The sequence below is a fragment of the Pseudoalteromonas luteoviolacea genome (genome assembly GCF_001750165.1).
In the GTDB taxonomy this organism is placed as follows: Bacteria; Pseudomonadota; Gammaproteobacteria; order Enterobacterales; family Alteromonadaceae; genus Pseudoalteromonas; species Pseudoalteromonas luteoviolacea_G.
Genome location: NZ_CP015411.1, coordinates 1268066 through 1288206, shown reverse-complemented (window position 1 = coordinate 1288206; position 20141 = coordinate 1268066). Strand labels below are relative to the sequence as shown.

The following is a 20141-nucleotide window of genomic DNA, read 5'->3' as shown; positions in this document are numbered from 1 at the left end:
GAGATTCTGATTTGGATTCAAAACAACTTTTAGACTTTGCATTAGATAAAGTCGACGATATGAAAGCGCGTGATATTGTTAAATTAGATGTACGTGAGACATCATCAATCACTGATTTTTTAGTCATTTGCTCAGGTAATTCTAAGCGTCATGTACAATCTATCGCCGATCATGTTGCAAAAGAGGCGCGTCATGCAGGCGAAACACCTCTAGGACACGAAGGGCAAGATGCTGGTGAATGGGTACTGGTCGATCTTGGTGATGTGGTTGTACATGTGATGCAAGATCAGACCCGCGATTTTTATGATTTAGAGAAGCTTTGGGGCTAACGTGAAAATTCAGTTAATTGCGGTTGGTACTAAAATGCCAGCTTGGGTAGAAACAGGATTTAAGGAATACCAAAGACGCTTCCCCAAGGATATGCCATTAGAGCTGATCGAAATTGCCGCGGGTAAACGTGGTAAAAATGCTGATATCAAACGGATCTTGCAACAAGAGGGTGAAAAAACCCTCGCTGCAATCCCAAAGGGAAATCGAATCGTTACGCTTGAAGTAACAGGTAAGCCTTGGGATACGCATCAATTAGCGAATAACATGGAAAAATGGCAGCTTGATGGCCGAGATGTCAGCTTACTCATTGGTGGACCAGAGGGCCTCGCACCAGAATGCATAACAGCATCTGAGCAAAAGTGGTCACTTTCAAACCTCACTTTGCCACATCCGCTGGTCAGAATTGTCGTAGCTGAAAGCCTATATCGTGGCTGGAGCTTAAACAATAACCACCCTTACCACAGAGAATAAATATTTCATGATAAAAAACCGGCCAACGATCCGCGACCACAGCGCAGAAGCCAATTTGTTTGCACGCCGCGCGTTTGTTGGCTTTGTTTTTGTCGTCATTCTCATTGGCGTGCTACTGAACAATATATACACGTTACAGGTTGAGAAACACGAGACGTATCAAACGCGTTCAAATGATAATCGCATCAAAGTTATCCCAATTGCACCCAATCGTGGACTCATTTACGATAGAAACGGGGTGCTGCTAGCCGAGAATAGGCCTGTTTATAACCTTGAGGTGATCCCAGAGCAGGTGGATGACCTTGATAAGTCGCTTGAATTAATAAGTGAAATAATTAGCATCACTGATGCACAAAAAAATACGGTTAAAAAAAGTAATCGTCGCTCAAGACGTTTTAAAAGCCAAGTGCTCAAAGCCCGATTGAATGAGCAAGAGGTTGCCATTTTTTCCGTCAACCAGCACCGATTTCCGGGATTCAGCGTAGAAGCAAGGCTTGCTAGGCATTATCCTTATGGCGATGCACTCACCCATGCGTTAGGATATGTGTCTCGTCTCAATAAAAAAGAACTCAGTGAACTTGAATCTCAAGGACAGGCCAAAAATTATCGTGCTACACATGACTTTGGCAAACTGGGTATCGAAAAATTCTATGAACAACGCTTGCATGGTCAAGTAGGATCACAACGCGTAGAGGTGAATAACCGTGGGCGTATAATTCGTTCACTCAGCATTGAGCACCCTAAACCAGGTGAAGATCTGGTGCTCACTTTAGATATTGGCTTACAGAAAATTGCCCAAGAAGTACTCGAAGGCGTGCGCGGTGCAATTGTCGTTATGGACCCAAAAGATGGCGGGATCTTAGCCCTTTATTCAAACCCCAGCTACGATCCTAATTTGTTTGTACATGGGATCAGTAGTAAAGATTATCGTGCATTACTTAACCCCGATAGGCCTTTAATAAATAGAGCAACTCAAGGGCGATATGCGCCTGCATCGACGGTTAAACCTCACCTTGCTATTTTGGCTTTAGAAGAAGGCATTGTTAAAGAAGATACCAAAATATGGGATCCTGGTTTTTTTCAAATTCCCAATGTCGAACACCGTTGGCGTGACTGGCTGAGATGGGGGCACGGACACGTAGATGTGTATGAGGCGATTGAGCAATCTTGTGACACCTACTTTTACGAGACCGCTTACAAACTTGGGATCACCAAAATCAGTAACTTCATGAGTCAATTCGGCTTTGGTGATTTATCTGGTATTGATATCCATGAGGAAACACCGGCAATCATGCCGACAACCGAGTGGAAGCGACAGCGTTTTAAAGAGTCTTGGTGGCCTGGAGACACCATTTCCGTAGGCATTGGGCAAGGCTATTGGACAGCGACGCCGATGCAAATTACCAATGCTGTTTCTATTTTAGTAAATAAAGGGATACATCGCCCTCCCCACCTCGTGCAGGTCGCAAAGCAAGATAACGATGTAGAACAAATGTATACCGAAGAAAAACCGCCAGTGGTGTTAAAGAACCCACATCATTGGAAAATAGCGTTAGATGCCATGCATAACACGGTAAAAAAAGCCCGAGGTACTGCACATAAGGCATTTTTAGGTGCCACTTACGACCCTGCTGGAAAAACAGGCACAGCCCAAATTGTGAGTATTGCTCAAGGCGAAAAGTACGATGCTGAGAGCCTCAAAGAAAAACATCGAGATAATGGTATTTATGTCGGCTTTGCGCCGTATAACGACCCGCGCATCGTAGTAACCGTTATTGTTGAAAACCAAGGTGGCGGGTCAACTATTGCAGCACCCATTGCACGAAAACTGATGGACTATTACTTCGAAACTTACCCAAGCCATACGGAGGGTAAATGAATCAATTAAGACAGCGCCGTTCTTTTTGGCAACGCATTCACATCGACTTCCCGCTATTTGCAGCATTGTTACTTATGATGGCTGGCAGTTTAGCCGTAGTTTATAGCGCCAGCGGCCAAAACATGGATATGATGGCTCGCCATGCAACACGCATGTTAGGTGCTGTTATTGCACTTGTTGTCATGGCTCAAATTTCACCAAACACGCTCAAAAGGCTTGTTTTCCCGTTATATACAATTGGGCTAATTATGCTGATATGCGTCTTCTTTTTTGGTGTCACCATAAATGGCGCTAAGCGATGGTTAGATATAGGGATCACTCGATTCCAGCCTTCGGAGATAATGAAATTAGGTGTACCAATGATGGTGGCTTGGTATATCGGACGCCAGCAACTACCACCAAAGATACTGCACATCATTATTGGGTTCGCTATTGTACTTGTACCAACAATCCTAATCCAAAAACAACCTGATTTAGGTACCTCTTTGCTCATTGCAAGCTCTGGCATATTTGTCTTGTTTTTGTCTGGCCTGAGCTGGCGGCTAATTGGCACCAGTGTACTTCTGGCTATCCCCGGGGCTTTTGCCATGTGGCACTTTGTAATGCATGAATACCAAAAGCAGAGGGTTTTAACCTTACTCGACCCAGAGAGCGACCCACTTGGAGCTGGATATCATATCATTCAATCAAAGATAGCCATTGGATCCGGTGGCATAGAAGGCAAAGGGTGGCTACACGGTACACAGTCTCAACTCGAGTTTTTACCTGAACGACACACTGATTTCATCTTCTCAGTCCTCAGTGAAGAATTTGGCCTGCTCGGTGTCGTAATGTTACTTAGCGTTTACCTATTCATTATAGGAAGAGGCCTTTACATCGCTGTCAACGCACAAGAAGCATTTAGCAAATTACTGGCAGGTGCACTCACACTCACATTTTTCGTCTATATTTTTGTCAACATTGGGATGGTTTCAGGATTATTACCCGTGGTTGGCGTTCCTTTGCCTTTGATTAGTTACGGCGGTACATCAATGGTTACACTGATGGCTGGTTTCGGTATCATTATGGCAATAGCAACAGATAAAAAAATGCTACTCAAATAATTTATGAAAAAAACTCTATTTATCCCTTTAAGCGCCATAATATTCCTAAGTGCTTGTAGCAGCCGGTACCATACTAGCCAAGATAAAGCGCCATTACGCGCACCTACGCAGCTTGAAATGCAAGATGCCAAAGTCACTAATGAACGCAAAAGTGTCAGTGCTGGACGCCCATATACAGTTTTAGGAAAAAGCTATACGCCTATTTCTGATGAAAAAGGTTTCACCCAAACAGGCACTGCTTCTTGGTATGGCCGAAAGTTTCATGGTTACTACACATCCAACGGTGAAACCTTCAACATGTTTGATATGACCGCTGCGCACAAAACACTGCCGCTACCGAGTTTTGTCAAAGTCACTAATTTAGCAAATAATGTGAGCGCGATTGTCAGAGTGAACGACCGTGGTCCTTTTCATGATGATAGAATAATCGATCTCTCATATGCCGCTGCCTATAAACTTGGATATCACTTACAAGGTACAGCTGAGGTTAAGATAGAGGCGATTACCATTGACCGCAAAAGCCCAAGATTAACTTATGTCCAAGTAGCTGCTGGCAGCAACATGGAGAATGTGCAAGCACTCGCGACTCAGCTTTCGAATAAGTTTGAATTAGGTACACCTATCGCGTTTGAAGATAATCTCTACAAATTGCGACTTGGACCGATTTTGGATGACCAGACAGCACAAAAGGTGCTACAAACCTTACAAGAAGGTGAATTTAACAAAGCTTTCTTGCTTTATAGCGAATATGAACTTTAAAATATTCTAAATCTGAATTACGTAATTTTTGTTCCGCGACTTAAAGCCAGCATGTAAGTATACTGTTCGGTATGTAGGACAAAAACAAAACCAATTGGGCGATGCAAAAACGAATCACCGCCCAAACTAAATTGAAAAGCGAGCATGATGACAGTATTTAAACCAAAAGTAGTTAAAAAAATCCTTGGTGTCGTGTGTTCTTTGTCATTATTTTCGGCAAGCGCACAAATCATACCTTCTCCACCACAAATGAGTGCAAAAGGTTATTTCCTAGTTGACTTCACAACAGGTAAAGTCATTGCTGAAGGTGAACCAGATACCAAGCTTCTGCCTGCTAGTTTGACAAAAATGATGACCAGCTACGTTATCGGTACAGAGATTTTGGCGGGTAACATCGCCCCCACTGACATGGTCACTATTAGTGAGAATGCTTGGGCTAAAAATTTTCCAGAATCGTCAAAAATGTTCATCGAAGTCGGTAAAAAAGTCAGTGTTGACGACTTAAACCATGGCATTATCATTCAATCAGGTAATGACGCATGCGTTGCCATGGCTGAACACATTGCCGGCAGCGAAAGTGCATTCGCAGATTTAATGAATGCGCACGCTGAAAAGCTAGGGATGACGAATAGCTTCTTCATCAATAGCCATGGTTTGGATGCCCCTGAGCAATTTACTACACCAAGAGACATGGCAACGTTAGGTGCAGCTCTGATCCGTGACGTACCTGAAGAATACGCACTGTATAAGCAAAAATCTTTTACCTTTAACGGCATCAAACAATACAACCGTAACTCGCTATTATGGGATGCAAGCCTAGATGTCGATGGTATTAAAACCGGCCATACTGCGGAAGCTGGCTACAGCTTAGTCACGTCTGCTACAAAGGGTGATATGAGATTGATCGCCGTTGTGATGGGCACCGAAAGCGAGCGCGCAAGAAAAGTCGAAAGTAAAAAGCTATTAAACTACGGTTTTAGATTCTTCGAAACAATCACACCTTACAAAGCAGGTGATAGCTTCGCTGATCAGCGTATCTGGATGGGTAATAAAGAGACGGTATCTTTGGGTATTACACAAGACACACCCATTACGATCCCTCGTGGCCAACGAAAAAACCTAAAAGCGCACTTCGAACTAGATCAAACATTAACTGCGCCACTTGCTAAAGGCAGTACTGTCGGTACGCTATTCTTGCAGTTAGATGGTGAGGATATTGCGCAATACCCACTGGTGACGCTTGAAGAAATTGAAGAAGGTAGTTTCTTCAGCCGCATATACGACTACTTACGTTTACAGATCATGCAATAACCCTGTACTCAGTATGTATATAAAGCAACGACGCCTCAATTTGAGGCGTTTTTTTTTGCCATAAAAATGATAGAATGCCGCCATTATTGAGGTAATGATGCCTAAGTGAAAACAATTCACATTACACAATCATTGCTTAGTATCTGTAGTGAGGAAACCGTCGTGGTAACACCTGTAAAAAACACTAAGTTTGATGAGTACTTAGAATTTCCCTGCCCATTCACTTTTAAGGTTATGGGCTTGGCAAATGTTGATCTGACAGATCAGATTCTTACCAAAATGCAAGCCATTGCGCCTGGCGATTACGCGCCAAAGGTCAAGCCTAGTAGCAAAGGCACATATGAGTCTGTGACTTTAGTTGCAACTGTGACTTCAAAAGAGCACATTGAGCAGATATACACTGAACTGGGTAGTATCGAAGCGGTTCGTTACGTACTGTAGTGAAGGAAGTCCATGAGCAACCATAGCATCATCATTCGCCATCTCGGGCGACAAAGTTACGAGCCAATTTGGCAGAAAATGCAACACTTTACTGATCAGCGTGATGATTCAGCAGCTGATGAGATCTGGTTAGTTGAACACAGCCCTGTTTTTACACAAGGTCAAGCTGGAAAAGCCGAACACTTAATTGCACCAGGCGATATTCCTGTCGTCAAAGTCGATAGAGGCGGCCAAGTAACTTACCATGGTCCTGGCCAGCAAATGATGTATGTGCTGTTCAACCTACGTCGTTTAAAAATTGGCGTACGAGAACTGGTTACTTGGCTTGAAGAGACCATTATTGAAACTTTGCAAGAATACAACATCAATGCCTATGCTAAAGCTGATGCGCCAGGTGTTTATGTTAACAATTGCAAAGTTGCCTCTTTGGGCTTGAGAGTTAGACGAGGCTGCTCATTCCACGGACTTGCACTCAATGTCAATATGGACCTCAGTCCATTTTTACGTATTAATCCATGCGGCTATGCAGGCATGGAGATGGTACAAACTAGCGATTTAAATGGGCCTGCTACGCTTGAAGAGGCGGGTAATGGGCTCATCAAACATATGCTAAAGCGTATTAACGCTGAGCATGTTGTTCACACTGAAGGGTTTGAGAACGAATGAGTAAACCAGTCAAAATGGAGCCGGGTGTAAAATTACGCGATGCCGAGAAAATGGCATTAATTCCGGTCAAAGTACTACCTACTGAACGAGAGCAAATGCTCCGTAAGCCTGAGTGGTTAAAGATCCGCTTGCCAAAATCAAGTGAGCGAATTGAAGGCATTAAAAGTGCAATGCGTAAGCATGGCTTACATTCAGTTTGTGAAGAAGCATCTTGTCCAAACTTATCTGAATGCTTTAACCATGGCACCGCAACTTTCATGATTTTAGGCGCTATTTGTACTCGTCGTTGCCCATTCTGTGATGTTGCACACGGCCGTCCGCTAAAACCAGATGCCGCTGAACCGGAAAAGCTTGCACTAACCATCAAAGACATGAAACTAAAATACGTGGTTATCACATCAGTTGACCGCGATGACCTTCGTGATGGTGGTGCACAACATTTCGCTGACTGTATCAGAGAGATCCGTAAACATAATCCAGGGATCACCATTGAAATTCTAGTGCCTGACTTCCGTGGTCGTATGGACAGAGCACTTGAGATCCTGACAGAAACACCGCCAGATGTGTTTAACCACAATTTAGAAACTGCGCCTAGACTATACAAACTAGCGCGGCCAGGCGCAGATTATAAGTGGTCTCTTGAGTTATTACGTCGCTTTAAAGAAGCTCATCCAGAAGTTAAAACCAAGTCTGGTTTAATGGTGGGGTTAGGTGAAGAGATACCTGAAATCGAAGAAGTATTAAGGGATCTTCGTGAACACAACGTAGACATGTTGACTGTTGGTCAGTACTTAGCGCCATCCAAGCACCACCTGCCTGTTAAACGCTATGTGCCACCAGCAGAGTTTGATGCCCTTAAAGAGTATGCCGACGAAATTGGCTTCTCACACGCCGCATGCGGTCCGTTTGTACGTTCAAGCTATCATGCAGATCAGCAAGCTGCCGGTAAAGAAGTTAAATAACGTTATTTAACACTCAAAAAAGCAAGCATCGGAGCTTGCTTTTTTTGTGCTTATTTCACTACTTTACAATTGTTTGATCTTCCCAAAGATGGATCTTATTGGGATTTGTAAGATTAAATACTTTAACAACCATAGTTTTGCCCGCCGCATTCTCACACTCAATAATTTGATATAAAACTTGATGTGCGGGGTTTGTTATAACTTCATTTTTAACAAACACGTCAGAATGAAATGGTCCTTTGCGATCTTCGCCATGAAATAAGCCTAATGACACTCCACGATTTGCAACCGTTGTACAATAAGATTGCGTATTTTGATTATTCACCTTCAAAAGACTATTAATACGATATGCCGAATGGTATCCATATGAATAAGGGATATGAATAAACTTTCCCTTTGGTGCCAATGTGACTTGCCAATCCACTATTGGTGCACCAGGTACATTAACCAGTACGTTATAGTCTTCGCCAAGTGCATCGATGCAATTAATGTGTACCGTCTTGGAGTCTTGTAACACCGCTTCATCATGAAGATCTGCTTCTAACGTTAAACTCTTTGTACTATGCGTATCGACAGACACACTTAAGTTTGCAAGATTGATGTGCGTCTCATTAGAATAGACGTTGGCATTGTAGCAGGTACTCAGCTCATCTCTGAGTTGAACATTAAGCGTTAATTTATGTGCATGTTCACTGGTGATCATTGCACTGCTCACAGGGCCTACAGCATAATGTGTAACCCGCTCGAAACCATCTTCATCTGCAATATTTTGCGCAAGTGCAAATACATTTAAGCTCGTTAATATCGAACCCAGTGCGAACGAAAGTTTAGACATAGACATGACAATTTCCTTTTCATTGAGAGAAACCTGTATAGTCTGTACTTCATACTCAGCTATGTGTTGGAGTAACCCTAGCAGCAGTTCACACCAACTACAAAATGCTCAAACACCTCAGAAAAAACAACAAAATAAAGAATTTATTCAATAGATTTATCAGTTTATAAATCAGCTCTATTCCCCCATTAGACAACACTTAGATTTAAATAATACTTCCTAACAGCACCATACAATTCCTATGTATTTCACCATAATTAATTATCAATTTTGCACCACACTGATACTTATTAAATTACGCACATTAGCAAAGTGCGTAATTTAATAAACGGTTTCTACGTGACTCACCTTGCGTTATATTTTACGCAATCACATCAGGGCTGTTTCTCACACCTTCGATAACTTGGGTAATATCCATCAAATAGACATCCTCAATCAACGAAATGACATCATTCCATCTCGGATTATATTCATTATTTTCCCATCGCCTTAGCGTTCTCTCTTCAATACCATAACAAGCGGCAGATTCTGCTTGCGTATAGCCTCTGCACTTTCTTGCATACTTTAGTAATTGCGCGCCTTTCGGCGTACGAATCAGTTTAGATGACTGAGGAGTTACATCATCACTTCGATGAGCAGACACCAAGTGCTTAGATAGTCTAGTTTTCATTTGAGTGTTGAATGTTAGGTGTTTGGCCATGTTCACTTTCCTTATTTTTTTACGCAAGTGAGTACGTCTGCACCCAGAGGTGCCCTACTAACTGTTATAACTTACCGTAATTAATGCATACTGAACCATATATAAGCTCGAGTGCGTAATTTTTTATAAAGTATAGAGCAAAAAATTACGCACAACAACCATTAATTAAATTAAATCTGCGTAAAAAATTGCATTGAGTTTATATTTAAAGCTCCTTATAATGACGGACATGACGCTTAATCTATGTGATACAGGAAATAAACCCATTATGGACGGAGTAAATTACCTCAATACCTTGGCGGCTAGAGTCGAGGAAGCAATTAAACCGCACAGTATAAGGGCGTTTGCGTCAAAAATTGATGTTTCTGAAGGCACGCTGCGTCGAATATTAAAAGGTGAAGATCCAAAACTTAGTATCATTGAAAGAATTGCCACTGAAGCTCAAGTCAACTTACTCTGGTTAATTACCGGAGAAGAAAATGGCGTAGATAACGAAGAAAGTGCATTACACCCAGTTGTAAAACTGGACGAGTTTAATGATGCCTTTGTTTTAGTACCTGGTTATCACGTTTCAGTTAGTACTGGCTACGGCGCATTCAATGACCAAATGCAAGTTTCTAGGCATCTAGCCTTTAGAAAAAAATGGCTTGAGTACAAAAACCTTGAGAAAAGCAAACTAGCGGTGGTATTCGCCAAAGGTGACTCTATGGAGCCAACCATCCATAACAACAACACCATTTTAGTCGATTTAAGTGATAAAAAACTCAGTGAAGGGCTCATTTATGTTGTAAGACTCGGTGAAGAGCTCTACGCAAAACGTTTACAGCAATATTTAGATGGCTCTGTGAGGCTTATCAGTGACAATAAGGAATATGTTGAGCAGGTAGTTAAACCTGATGAAATGGAACAGCTTGAAATTATTGGTAAAGTGGTATGGATAGGAAAAGATTTGACCTAAACCTTCTCCTAGAAAAAAGTGTGGACTACCCGCCCACACGTATTAGCTTATAGTTTTTGCCAGGCACCACTTTTACCTGGTTCATCACCTTTAGTCCACCAAAGCGCTTTGTAACGCGCACATTGGTTTGTTGCATCGCAATGGTTCACTTCAGAGCCAGCGTTGTAAGCAACATTAATATGCCATGGAAACTCAACTTGGCTGATCAAGGTCCATGCATCTGCAAAACGCGTTGGCTCAACACCAGATACCCAGTACTTAGCTTCCCATACTAATGTTTGCTTAACTTCTTGATCAAAATGACTCACTCGATCGCCAGTATTGTAAACTGTAACAGGATCATAGGCTGGATGGCCACCAGTGCCTTTAGGAGTCACCGTCACGGTCACTGTATCAGAATAACTATCAACACCATTGTCAGATACACTTAACTGGAACACCAATTGTTCAGGTTGCGTAACTTCTGGCGCTGAAAAACTTGCTTTACTAGTATCCGCCCCAGCAAGTACAACGGCACCACCTGAAACTTGGCTCCAAGTGTAAGTAAGCACATCTCCATCAGCGTCTGAAGTTGCACTGCCATCTAACGTGACATTAGCAGAGCCCGAATCAACTTGTTGATCGGCACCGGCATTAACTACAGGTGGTGTATTAACAACACTATCACGAACTGTAATCACGACTTCATCGCTGGTATTTCCGCCTTTTCCATCATTAGCACTAAAACGTAAAGTCACCGTCGCTTCACCGACTACATCAGGTGCCACAAATTCTAGGTTCAATGCACTGGTAACGCCTAAAGCAACCGCAGGACCAGACACTTGTTGCCACTGATAAGTAAGTGCATCGTTATCAACGTCGTTCGCTGTTGCAGAGAGCTTTACTACAGAGCCTGATAAGACACTTTGATCCGCACCGGCATTCACCACTGGAGCACGGTTAGAGCCGTCAACTAGCGGATGACCAAGCGACTCATGCATCCAGTTCAAGATATCACCATTATCAGTGTCGATTTCCCAGCCGAACATACCTGCAAGCCCTTCTTGGAACACAAGTTCACCTTTAGCTTTAATCGACCTTTGATCATCGTAGGAGATCAGATCTCCAGTACTCGGACGATAAATGTATGGTGCCTGTGCAACGGTATCATAATGATATTCCCAATCAGGGTGTTTTGCCCATTGCGCAATATTTGCGTACATCAGTGTGCCAGGTTCAAGCTTAAATGCATCAGCTGGTGCTGATGGACCCGTTGCTTTACCTTGCATATGGTGCGTCCCAGGCGTGTGTTCAACTCCTGTCCAGCCACGCCCATACATTGCGATACCAGCAATCAATTTATTGCCAGGTACACCTTGCGCCTTAAGCAAATCAATACCTGTTTTTAGGTTGTATTGTGTTGTACGTACATCAGAAGGTTTAAAGTCTGATGGATATACCGCGGTCTGGTGACCAAGACCCTCTAAATCCCATGCGCCAAAATAGTCGTAGGACATCATCAAGATATAGTCCATATACTTAATTGCTTCGCCGTAATTGACCTCATCAAGCTTGTCAAACCCAACGTTGATTGCTGATGTCAATTCATAATTGCGGCCTGTACGCAGCTCTTCTTCATCAAGCATTGCACGTAACTCTTTCATCAACTTGATATAAGTTGCACCATCACTTGGAGAACCTAAATTCGGGTTTGCAGCTGCAACACCAGGAAACTCCCAATCAATGTCGATACCATCCCAAAACTGCCATGTTCTTAGGTATTGACGACAAGATTCAACGAAAGTCTTACGCTTCGCATCATCAGCCATAAAGTAGAATGGATCAGATAACGTCCAACCACCAATCGATGGAATGATTTTAAGGTCAGGATAGCGCTGTTTTAAGGCCATCATTTGACCATAGTTTCCTTTGATAGCATCCTGATTTACCTGATCACCAACAGGCTTCATATAAGCAGCCCAAGGATCAGGTGGCGCAAGCTCAAAATCGCTTAAGCCAGCAGTAACACGCTGAAAGGTGTCATATCCTGTGGGGTTTTCCTTTTTGAAAGACTCATTCGGCCCAGCAATCGCGACAAATCCATAAAAAATATGCGTCAAGTTTTCAGCTGGAATATTATCAATGTAATAATCCATGCCTTCTACACGATAAACAGACCACTCTGCTGCATATGCAGCAACTACTTTGCCTGTTGTATTTACATAAGAACGATTGGTCATCTCAATGGGGAAACGCGGATCATTCACTTTCATCGGCAACGGATCTAAATGACTTCCCGCTGTGTCTGCGACCACTAGGACTTTATTATTCGTGCTATCACTACAGCCATCAATGTTACAAAGCTGAACCGTTAAATTAAATTTTCCACCTTTCGTAAATGTTAATGTTTCTACACCCGATTGCGAGCTCCCGACATCTGTTAAAATACGACTGTGAACAACTTGTCCATCCAGTAGTACCTTAACTGTTTCGCCAGCTTCACCAGTCCATTTTGACCAAGGTACAGAAACATCTACACTTGGCGCAACGACTACGTCTTTGTATGCCAGTGAATCTGTTATAGTGACTAGACTATGCTTTTCGACCATCCATTCCACTTTTGGCGCGCCAGGAGCCACAGCAAATGCAGGAAGGGAGGCGATAAAACCAGAGACAAGCAATGCCTGCTTTACTCTGTTTAATGCCCTGTTGTGTGATGTTTTCATTTTATTTCCTTCAACATGTTTTTATTGTTAAGCAGGTCCTATTTTCCCGCCTTTTTAAACTTCAAAGGACCTGTGCTGCCCCCTGAAGCATATTCTCCGACCAAAAACTGTCCATCTTCAGATAAAGTCAGGGTATGGACCCCCTCGGTCGTCCAACCCGGTATTTGTTGCGTTACTTGCACCTTGACAGTAATCGTGTCGTGCTTTCTTATTCCATTGCCATGCTCAACAAAAGGCGTTCCTTTAAACTCCAAATAATGTGCGGTAAAAATCTCATCTCCATGCTGAGATACAATTAAGTGGCCATTGCTAAAATTGCTATTATTCACGTCATGCCATAATCCTGCGATACGGCGTTCAAGCACTTTTTCATTGGCGCTTGAGGTTAAAGAGACAGCGCTGTCATCAGCATTGGAAAAAAACGCACAATTAAATGTCAAAAGCATAAGTAATGGATGAAAAGCTTTACGCATTGCCAAGAGCCCTCGAGTTAAGTTAACAAATTCAGTAATTTTATTAACACCAATGTACCTAATATAAAGCAAAACACAACCCACTATCGGGACGAAAAAACGACTAACCCAAATAGGTTTGAGAAAAAAATTTCTCATATCGCCTTTTTTGAAACGCTATAAACTTGAATTTTCAGCTTTTAAAAAAATCAGACCAAATATGTCGAATGTAATAAAATAGTAAAAATAATTGACTAAACGACTTAGAGAAATAAATCTGGTACCACTTCGGCGCGAGAAAATAAACGTAATCTAGCAAGAGAATTCACATTAATCACAGTAGCCTTATTACACATAACGACCAAGGCTTATACTTAACTACTGAACTAAAAATAAACAATGCACGGTCAATTCAATGTACAGTTTATATTGAAAAGGAAAATATATGACAAAAAGTCCTTACACCCCCGAAAAGGTATGGCAGTGGCAAAGCGGCAATGGTGGAAAGTTTTCCAGTATCAATCGCCCTACAGCAGGACCAAGATTTAATAAATCTTTACCAGCAGGTAAGCACCCACTTCAACTTTATTCCTTAGCCACGCCAAACGGCGTCAAGGTAACCATTTTACTTGAGGAGCTACTTGAAAAAGGCATTGCAGACGCTGAATATAACGCATTTTTAATTGATATTATGGAGGAGGACCATTTTTCATCTGGATTTTGCGATATCAACCCTAATTCAAAAATCCCAGCTCTCATTGATAATAGTCAACAACCTGCCATTAGAGTGTTTGAGTCTGGTGCCATTTTGTTATACCTCGCAGAGAAATTCTCTGCGTTCATTCCAAAACCTCTTCATTTGCGAACCGAGTGCCTAAACTGGTTGTTTTGGCAAATGGGTTCCGCACCTATTCTAGGTGGTGGATTTGGACACTTTTATGCTTATGCCCCAGAAAAGCTTCAATACCCGATTGATCGTTACACCATGGAAGTAAAACGACAGCTCGATGTGTTAAATATACATTTACAAGATAACACCTATCTGTGTGGCAATGAGTACACCATTGCCGATATTGCAATTTGGCCTTGGTATGGCGTATTAGTGACAGGTGGTCTATACGATGCTGCTGAGTTTTTAAATGTTGACGCATATCCACACGTTCAACGCTGGGCAAAACTCATCAGTACCCGAAGTGCTGTAAAACGAGGAAGAATGGTCAATCGGACATGGGGGGAAGACAGCGAGCAACTCCATGAAAGGCACCAAGCAAGCGACTTTGACTTGAATACTCAAGATAAAAAATAATCGTTCAGTAAACTCAAACGTTCAGCACCACAGCAAGGTGCTGAACCACACATTACTCATCAGGCTGTTTTGACATAAACTCACTCATTCTTTCTTGCAACTCCGTCTCTGATAAATCTTCAATATGAGTTGCAATCGTCCACACATGACCGAATGGGTCTTCAAGTGTACCCGCCCTATCACCATAAAATTGATCCTCAACCGCTCTAATTTCTTTTGCCCCCATCGCCAAGGCTTGTGAAAACACAAAATCCACATCTTCCACATAATGCATCAAAGAAACTGCTGTGCCCCCCAGCTGCTTCGGCCCCTTAAAATGCATATCAGGACATTCATCACTGATCATAATATGGGAGTCTCCAACCTTAAGCTCAGCATGTGCAATTGAACCATCAGCCATATTGAGTTGCATTACAAGGCTGGCACTGAAGACTTTTTGGTAAAATTGGATCGCCTCTCCAGCACCTTGTACGATAAGATAAGGCGTTATTGCGTGGTACCCTTGGGGAATTGCTTTGACCGCCATTATTTCAATCTCCTGAGATATATTATGCCACTAAAGCTAGCCTAATATTCTTAAAGTACAACTTTATAACTAGCTTGATGTCTCACTTAACAGATCTAAATATCCTACTTTCCTTCCGCAAAAAAAACGCTAAACTATGCGTTTTTATCGCATTTTGGGGTCACTATGCAGCGCAAAAAATTAGTTAACCAACTTACAGAGTTACTTAAGCCCTTTCAAATAAATGACTTTTGTCCTAACGGTTTACAAGTTGAAGGAAAATCAGAAATTAAAAAGGTAATTACCGGTGTGACTGCCAGCCAAGCCTTGATCGACGTTGCGATAGAGAAACAGGCCGACGCAATTTTGGTTCACCACGGTTATTTTTGGAAAGGTGAAGATCAACCAATTACAGGCATGAAAAAGCGTCGCATCCAAAGTTTACTAGCTAACGACATAAATTTACTGGCATATCACCTACCTCTTGATGTTCACCCAGAGCTTGGCAACAATGCTCAACTTGGTCATTTACTTGACCTTATTGTCGAGCGTCCATTGGAGCCTTGGAATAAGAACAGTGTCGCTGTCAAAGGCAAGCTGAAAACACCTATGACAGTTGAGGAATTCACACAGTTAATCGAAAATAAATTAGACAGAGCACCACTGGTTAATCAAGCTGGTGAACATAAGATTGAGACAATTGCTTGGTGCACCGGCGGTGGTCAAAGCTTTATTGATCTAGCCGCAAGCCAAGGCATTGATGCCTACTTAACAGGTGAAGCATCAGAACAAACAATTCATAGCTCAAACGAGCAGGGCATTCACTTTTTTGCCGCTGGACACCACGCGACAGAGCGATACGGTGTTAAAGCGCTGGGTGAGTATTTAGCTGACAAATATGACCTCGATGTCGAGTTTGTCGATATTAATAATCCGGTCTAAACCCAAATGATGAAAAAGCAGCACACCCCAACAAACCCCAAAGATCGCCACTTTTGTGATATCGCTGGCAAGTTCAAAAATAACATTTACGGCACGACTAAAGGTCAGCTCAGAGAAGCTGTACTAAAGCGAGATTTGGATGAGTTGGTCCACTGCTATTTTACAAATAAACCACTCAACATACTCGATGTAGGTGGTGGCCAGGGGCAACTTGCACTCTACCTTGCTGAATGTGGACATCAAGTTACCTTACTTGATGTATCTGCATCTATGCTGGAATTCGCTCAAGGTCGAGCCGAGTCTAGTGGCTTATCTGAAAGTATGACTTTTATTCATGCACAGCTACAAGACATTCCTTCTTTGGCCCTAGGACAGTTTGATTTGGTTCTTTGCCATGCCGTTTTAGAGTGGGTTGTCGAACAACAACACGCTTTAGCGATATTAAAAAGTTGTTTAGCCCCTCAAGGGGTTTTATCACTGATGTATTTTAATAAGGCAGCTCAACGCCTAGCAAACATGGTTTATGGCAACTTTGATTACGTATCAAATGGATTAGAGGTAAAACAAAAAGTCGGGCTTAGTCCAAACCAGCCATTAGAAAGTGAGGATGTTGAAGACTGGTTAAATGCATTATCCCTTCGCACTATGCGCAAAACAGGTGTGCGTTGCTTTCACGATTATTTGCGTGAACTACATAAAGCACAGGACCAATTCGAGCAACTATTATCTCTTGAACTTAAATATAATCGTTCTGAACCATATGCATCGATTGGGAGATATACACATTTACTTTTACAGATGAATGAATAGAAAACAGCCTTAACACATCAATACCCACCACAGTACGAGTGTTAAGGCCAAGACATTTGCTGTAAGAGAGCAGCCTCTAAAAGTTGACATAGTTGCATGAATTTGTCCCTTGAATCACTTTGAAAAAAATTGAAAAGCATAAAAATCAGATGCTTAACTTTTAATCTTAAATTTTTTCATCATCAAAATGCAGTAATACATAGTCGTATAGCGCTTGCTTTTTCGTTGCGACTCCCTGACCGCCTGCCGAAACAATCACTTCTTGCTGTTTTTTTGATTCAACCCAAGTGTATACATAAAATGGCGTTTCATCTCCCGCCGCTCGCATTGCTCTAAGTAGCTTTAGGCCGGCTAGAGGCTCTCCATTGCGGCCCATATCTGAAATAACGACGGTATATTCATACATGCTTAATAGGAGTAGCGCTTCTTGAGTCGACGCTGTGTTATAAACGCCAATTTTTTGCTTTAGAAAATACCCTTGCTCTTTGATGTTGTTTTTAGGATTATCATCCACCCATAAAATGCGTCCTTTCGCATCGATTGGCTCACTAACCTTAAAACTGATATCTTGTTCGTGAACGACGGCATGGTTAATGATCAACCATATACATGCACAACACATCACCAAGGTCACCCCTATCCAAAACTTTAAATGTGCACCGTCCGAACTATGCTCTGCTTTTAGCATCGCTAATTGTACCTCGGCAGCATCCACATTATGGCTACACTGTATTGTCACCTCAGGATTAAACTTATACCCCTGCCCCCTTACAGTAAATATTAAGTCGTGTTGCACTCCAAAACGCCTCAACAGGCTTCTGGTATCAGATATTAAACGCGGTAAAGACCATGGAGAAACAACAGAGTCAGGCCATAAATACGCAACCAGCTCATCTTGGGTACAAACTTTTGGGTGGGTATCAATTAAGTAGGCTAATAGCTTAAAAGCGCGTTCTTCGAGTACCACGCTTTTGCCGTCTACTTTGAAGCTTTGCTCTCGACTATTCAACCCCGCATTGGAAAATTGATATTCCATATCTCTATGATTTCCATTTAATTAACTAACAACCATAAGAATTCATAGACTATACCAAACTCTTCAACAGAGCTAGCCTCACGTGCTAGTAATAATGTCTAATAGAGCAGCAAATTAAATTACCTAGCTTTGTGTAATACCTGCCATACAATTCACTCATATTCGGCTACTCGCAGTGCAAATCCAACAACTCAAATCACACCAAATGCTTGAAATTAACGGCAAACGTCAATCAACAATTGATTTGCGATACCTGAAATCACCTCTGGGTCTTTTTGTGCTTGAGAAAACGTCCTGAGGCCATAAATACCGACAATTAAGCTTTGTGCACGCTGCTGAGGATCACGTGGACCGCTTATCACACCCTCTAGCTTTGCCTGAGAAAATACATCTTTCATAAAGCTTTGCCACATCACACATTGCTGACTCAATACTACCTGGGCTTGTTCATCTGTTTGCGCAATTTCGTTAATCGCTTTTTGACTTAAACAAGACTGCGTTGGATCACCACTAATACACTCTGCAACGATGCTATCTAAGTATGCCCTCAACCCACTTCGCGCATCGACTTGGCCATTAAAGATTGACTTAAGCTCTTCACTTCTATCAAGGTTATACTGTTCTAACGACGCTAGTAATAATCCCTTTTTATTTTCAAAAGCGCAGTAAATCGAGCCTGGGTGCAATCCTGTGGCAAGCTTTAAATCTTGCATGCTGGTTTTATTATACCCTTTTTCCATAAATGCATTCATAGCCGCTCTCAGAACAACTTCTCTATCAAACTCTGCGCTTCTCATAAACAAACTCAGCTAAGTACTTTATGCGTATCTTAAACAAATTTGAACAAATGTTCAAAAATAGTATTGAATGATCGTTCAAATAAAGCTATCTTGAATAAACATTCAAAATACAGAGAACAACAACCCATGACAGACATACTATTTCAGCCTTATCAACTCAACTCGACTATTTCATTACAAAACCGCGTGTTAATGGCGCCACTAACCCGGTGTATGGCAGATGATAATCTTGTGCCAACTGATGACATGGCAGCATATTACGCAAAGCGCGCAGATACCGGATTAATTATTTCTGAAGCAACGATAATTCGTCCTGATGGACAGGGCTATCCAAATACGCCTGGTTTATTCACACCAGAGCAAATTACCGGATGGAGAAAGGTCACTGATGCAGTACACAGCAACGGCGGGAAAATTTTTGCTCAATTATGGCATACAGGTCGAGTAGCACACCCTCATTTCTATGCGGGTGACACGGTAATTGCCCCCAGTGCAGCAGCAGTAGAAGGTACTGTGCCCCGCATGAGGGATCTGACCTATCAAGTACCGACACCGGCAACAACTAAACAAATCCAAGAACTAGTCAATGACTATGCGCAAGCAGCTGCCAATGCAATTGATGCAGGTTTCGATGGTGTGGAGATCCATGGAGCAAATGGTTATCTCATCGATCAGTTTTTACATTTTGACAGTAATAAACGCACAGACAATTACGGTGAAACACCTGAAAATATGAGCCGTTTCGCATTAGAAGTTGTCGATGCAATCGTGGGTCGTATCGGCCACGATAAAACGGCACTGCGCCTATCACCAGGTGCCTACTTTAATATGGCGTCAGACCCTCGTGACAAACAGGTATTTGATTATCTTTTACCTGAATTAGAAAAGCGTAATTTGGCTTTTTTACACATTGGCATATTTGATGATGAGATGACCTTTGAACATTTGGGTGGAAGAGCGTCTGACTATGTCAGATCACGGTACAAAAAAACCTTAGTTGGGGTTGGTGGATTTACACCACAAACTGGTTCAGCAGCCATCGAGGCAGACCGATTTGACCTACTCGCAATTGGCAGGCCATTAATTGCAAACCCCGACTATATTGCAAAGGTCAAAAATCAACAACCACTAGTTGAATACAACGAACAGATGCTGACGTCCCTTGTTTAA

General features: G+C 42.2%; 21 protein-coding genes. 14 read left to right on the top strand and 7 right to left on the bottom strand.

Going from position 1 to position 20141, the window contains the following annotated elements; translation table 11 throughout:
• Positions 1-11: 11 nt before the first annotated feature.
• The 9 genes from rsfS (at position 12) to lipA (ending at position 7922) form a co-directional block, all read left to right on the top strand.
• Positions 12-329: a ribosome silencing factor gene (rsfS, locus tag S4054249_RS05645; protein WP_046356652.1), complete on the top strand. Its 318-nt coding sequence runs from the start codon at positions 12-14 to the stop codon at positions 327-329.
• A gap of 1 nt (position 330) precedes the next feature.
• Positions 331-801, top strand: coding sequence for a 23S rRNA (pseudouridine(1915)-N(3))-methyltransferase RlmH (gene rlmH / locus S4054249_RS05640; protein WP_046356653.1), 471 nt, complete (start codon positions 331-333; stop codon positions 799-801).
• A 7-nt stretch (positions 802-808) separates the two neighbouring features.
• The gene (gene mrdA, locus S4054249_RS05635) at positions 809-2680 is read left to right on the top strand and encodes a penicillin-binding protein 2 (RefSeq protein WP_046356654.1); all 1872 of its coding nucleotides are present in this window, start codon (positions 809-811) and stop codon (positions 2678-2680) included.
• Positions 2677-3783, top strand: coding sequence for a rod shape-determining protein RodA (rodA, locus tag S4054249_RS05630; RefSeq protein ID WP_046356655.1), 1107 nt, complete (start codon positions 2677-2679; stop codon positions 3781-3783). Before mrdA ends, rodA begins: the two co-directional genes overlap by 4 nt.
• Positions 3784-3786: 3 nt before the next feature.
• On the top strand, positions 3787-4542 hold the full coding sequence (locus tag S4054249_RS05625; protein ID WP_046356656.1) for a septal ring lytic transglycosylase RlpA family protein: 756 nt from the start codon (positions 3787-3789) through the stop codon (positions 4540-4542).
• Positions 4543-4689: 147 nt separating this feature from the next.
• Positions 4690-5853, top strand: coding sequence for a serine hydrolase (locus S4054249_RS05620; protein WP_046356657.1), 1164 nt, complete (start codon positions 4690-4692; stop codon positions 5851-5853).
• A 162-nt stretch (positions 5854-6015) separates the two neighbouring features.
• On the top strand, positions 6016-6294 hold the full coding sequence (gene ybeD, locus S4054249_RS05615) for a DUF493 family protein YbeD (protein WP_039611602.1): 279 nt from the start codon (positions 6016-6018) through the stop codon (positions 6292-6294).
• Positions 6295-6306: 12 nt separating this feature from the next.
• Positions 6307-6960: a lipoyl(octanoyl) transferase LipB gene (gene lipB, locus S4054249_RS05610; RefSeq protein WP_046356658.1), complete on the top strand. Its 654-nt coding sequence runs from the start codon at positions 6307-6309 to the stop codon at positions 6958-6960.
• Positions 6957-7922, top strand: coding sequence for a lipoyl synthase (lipA, locus tag S4054249_RS05605; protein ID WP_039611604.1), 966 nt, complete (start codon positions 6957-6959; stop codon positions 7920-7922). The genes lipB and lipA overlap by 4 nt, the downstream gene beginning before the upstream one ends.
• 58 nt (positions 7923-7980) lie before the next feature.
• Here the strand turns inward: lipA and S4054249_RS05600 are convergent, their stop codons facing one another.
• Complete coding sequence (locus tag S4054249_RS05600; RefSeq protein ID WP_046356659.1) at positions 7981-8763, bottom strand: hypothetical protein; 783 nt, start codon at positions 8761-8763, stop codon at positions 7981-7983.
• A 355-nt stretch (positions 8764-9118) separates the two neighbouring features.
• Complete coding sequence (locus tag S4054249_RS05595) at positions 9119-9457, bottom strand: helix-turn-helix transcriptional regulator (protein WP_230851804.1); 339 nt, start codon at positions 9455-9457, stop codon at positions 9119-9121.
• A gap of 220 nt (positions 9458-9677) precedes the next feature.
• Here S4054249_RS05595 and S4054249_RS05590 point away from each other — a divergent pair, with 220 nt between their 5' ends.
• Entirely contained in the window at positions 9678-10415 is a 738-nt protein-coding gene (locus tag S4054249_RS05590) for an XRE family transcriptional regulator (RefSeq protein ID WP_230851803.1), read from the top strand.
• A 47-nt stretch (positions 10416-10462) separates the two neighbouring features.
• Here the strand turns inward: S4054249_RS05590 and S4054249_RS05585 are convergent, their stop codons facing one another.
• On the bottom strand, positions 10463-13120 hold the full coding sequence (locus S4054249_RS05585) for a glycosyl hydrolase family 18 protein (protein WP_046356661.1): 2658 nt from the start codon (positions 13118-13120) through the stop codon (positions 10463-10465).
• 38 nt (positions 13121-13158) lie between these two features.
• Complete coding sequence (locus S4054249_RS05580; RefSeq protein ID WP_145924981.1) at positions 13159-13593, bottom strand: hypothetical protein; 435 nt, start codon at positions 13591-13593, stop codon at positions 13159-13161.
• 424 nt (positions 13594-14017) lie between these two features.
• Between S4054249_RS05580 and yghU the strand changes: the two genes are divergently transcribed.
• Positions 14018-14878 carry a glutathione-dependent disulfide-bond oxidoreductase gene (gene yghU, locus S4054249_RS05575; RefSeq protein ID WP_046356663.1) on the top strand — a complete coding sequence of 287 codons (861 nt, stop codon included), beginning with the start codon at positions 14018-14020 and terminating at the stop codon, positions 14876-14878.
• A 52-nt stretch (positions 14879-14930) separates the two neighbouring features.
• Here the strand turns inward: yghU and S4054249_RS05570 are convergent, their stop codons facing one another.
• Positions 14931-15404: a VOC family protein gene (locus S4054249_RS05570; RefSeq protein ID WP_046356664.1), complete on the bottom strand. Its 474-nt coding sequence runs from the start codon at positions 15402-15404 to the stop codon at positions 14931-14933.
• Between the two features lie 165 nt (positions 15405-15569).
• Between S4054249_RS05570 and S4054249_RS05565 the strand changes: the two genes are divergently transcribed.
• Together S4054249_RS05565 and S4054249_RS05560 are read left to right on the top strand one after the other, a co-directional pair.
• On the top strand, positions 15570-16325 hold the full coding sequence (locus S4054249_RS05565) for a Nif3-like dinuclear metal center hexameric protein (RefSeq protein ID WP_046356665.1): 756 nt from the start codon (positions 15570-15572) through the stop codon (positions 16323-16325).
• A 6-nt stretch (positions 16326-16331) separates the two neighbouring features.
• Positions 16332-17135: a methyltransferase domain-containing protein gene (locus tag S4054249_RS05560; RefSeq protein WP_046356666.1), complete on the top strand. Its 804-nt coding sequence runs from the start codon at positions 16332-16334 to the stop codon at positions 17133-17135.
• Between the two features lie 166 nt (positions 17136-17301).
• Here S4054249_RS05560 and S4054249_RS05555 read toward each other — a convergent pair whose 3' ends face one another.
• Together S4054249_RS05555 and S4054249_RS05550 are read right to left on the bottom strand one after the other, a co-directional pair.
• The gene (locus tag S4054249_RS05555) at positions 17302-18171 is read right to left on the bottom strand and encodes a winged helix-turn-helix domain-containing protein (protein ID WP_052960998.1); all 870 of its coding nucleotides are present in this window, start codon (positions 18169-18171) and stop codon (positions 17302-17304) included.
• A 215-nt stretch (positions 18172-18386) separates the two neighbouring features.
• Positions 18387-18968, bottom strand: a complete 582-nt coding sequence (locus S4054249_RS05550) for a TetR/AcrR family transcriptional regulator (RefSeq protein ID WP_046356667.1) — start codon at positions 18966-18968, stop codon at positions 18387-18389.
• A 129-nt stretch (positions 18969-19097) separates the two neighbouring features.
• Between S4054249_RS05550 and S4054249_RS05545 the strand changes: the two genes are divergently transcribed.
• Entirely contained in the window at positions 19098-20141 is a 1044-nt protein-coding gene (locus S4054249_RS05545; protein ID WP_046356668.1) for an alkene reductase, read from the top strand.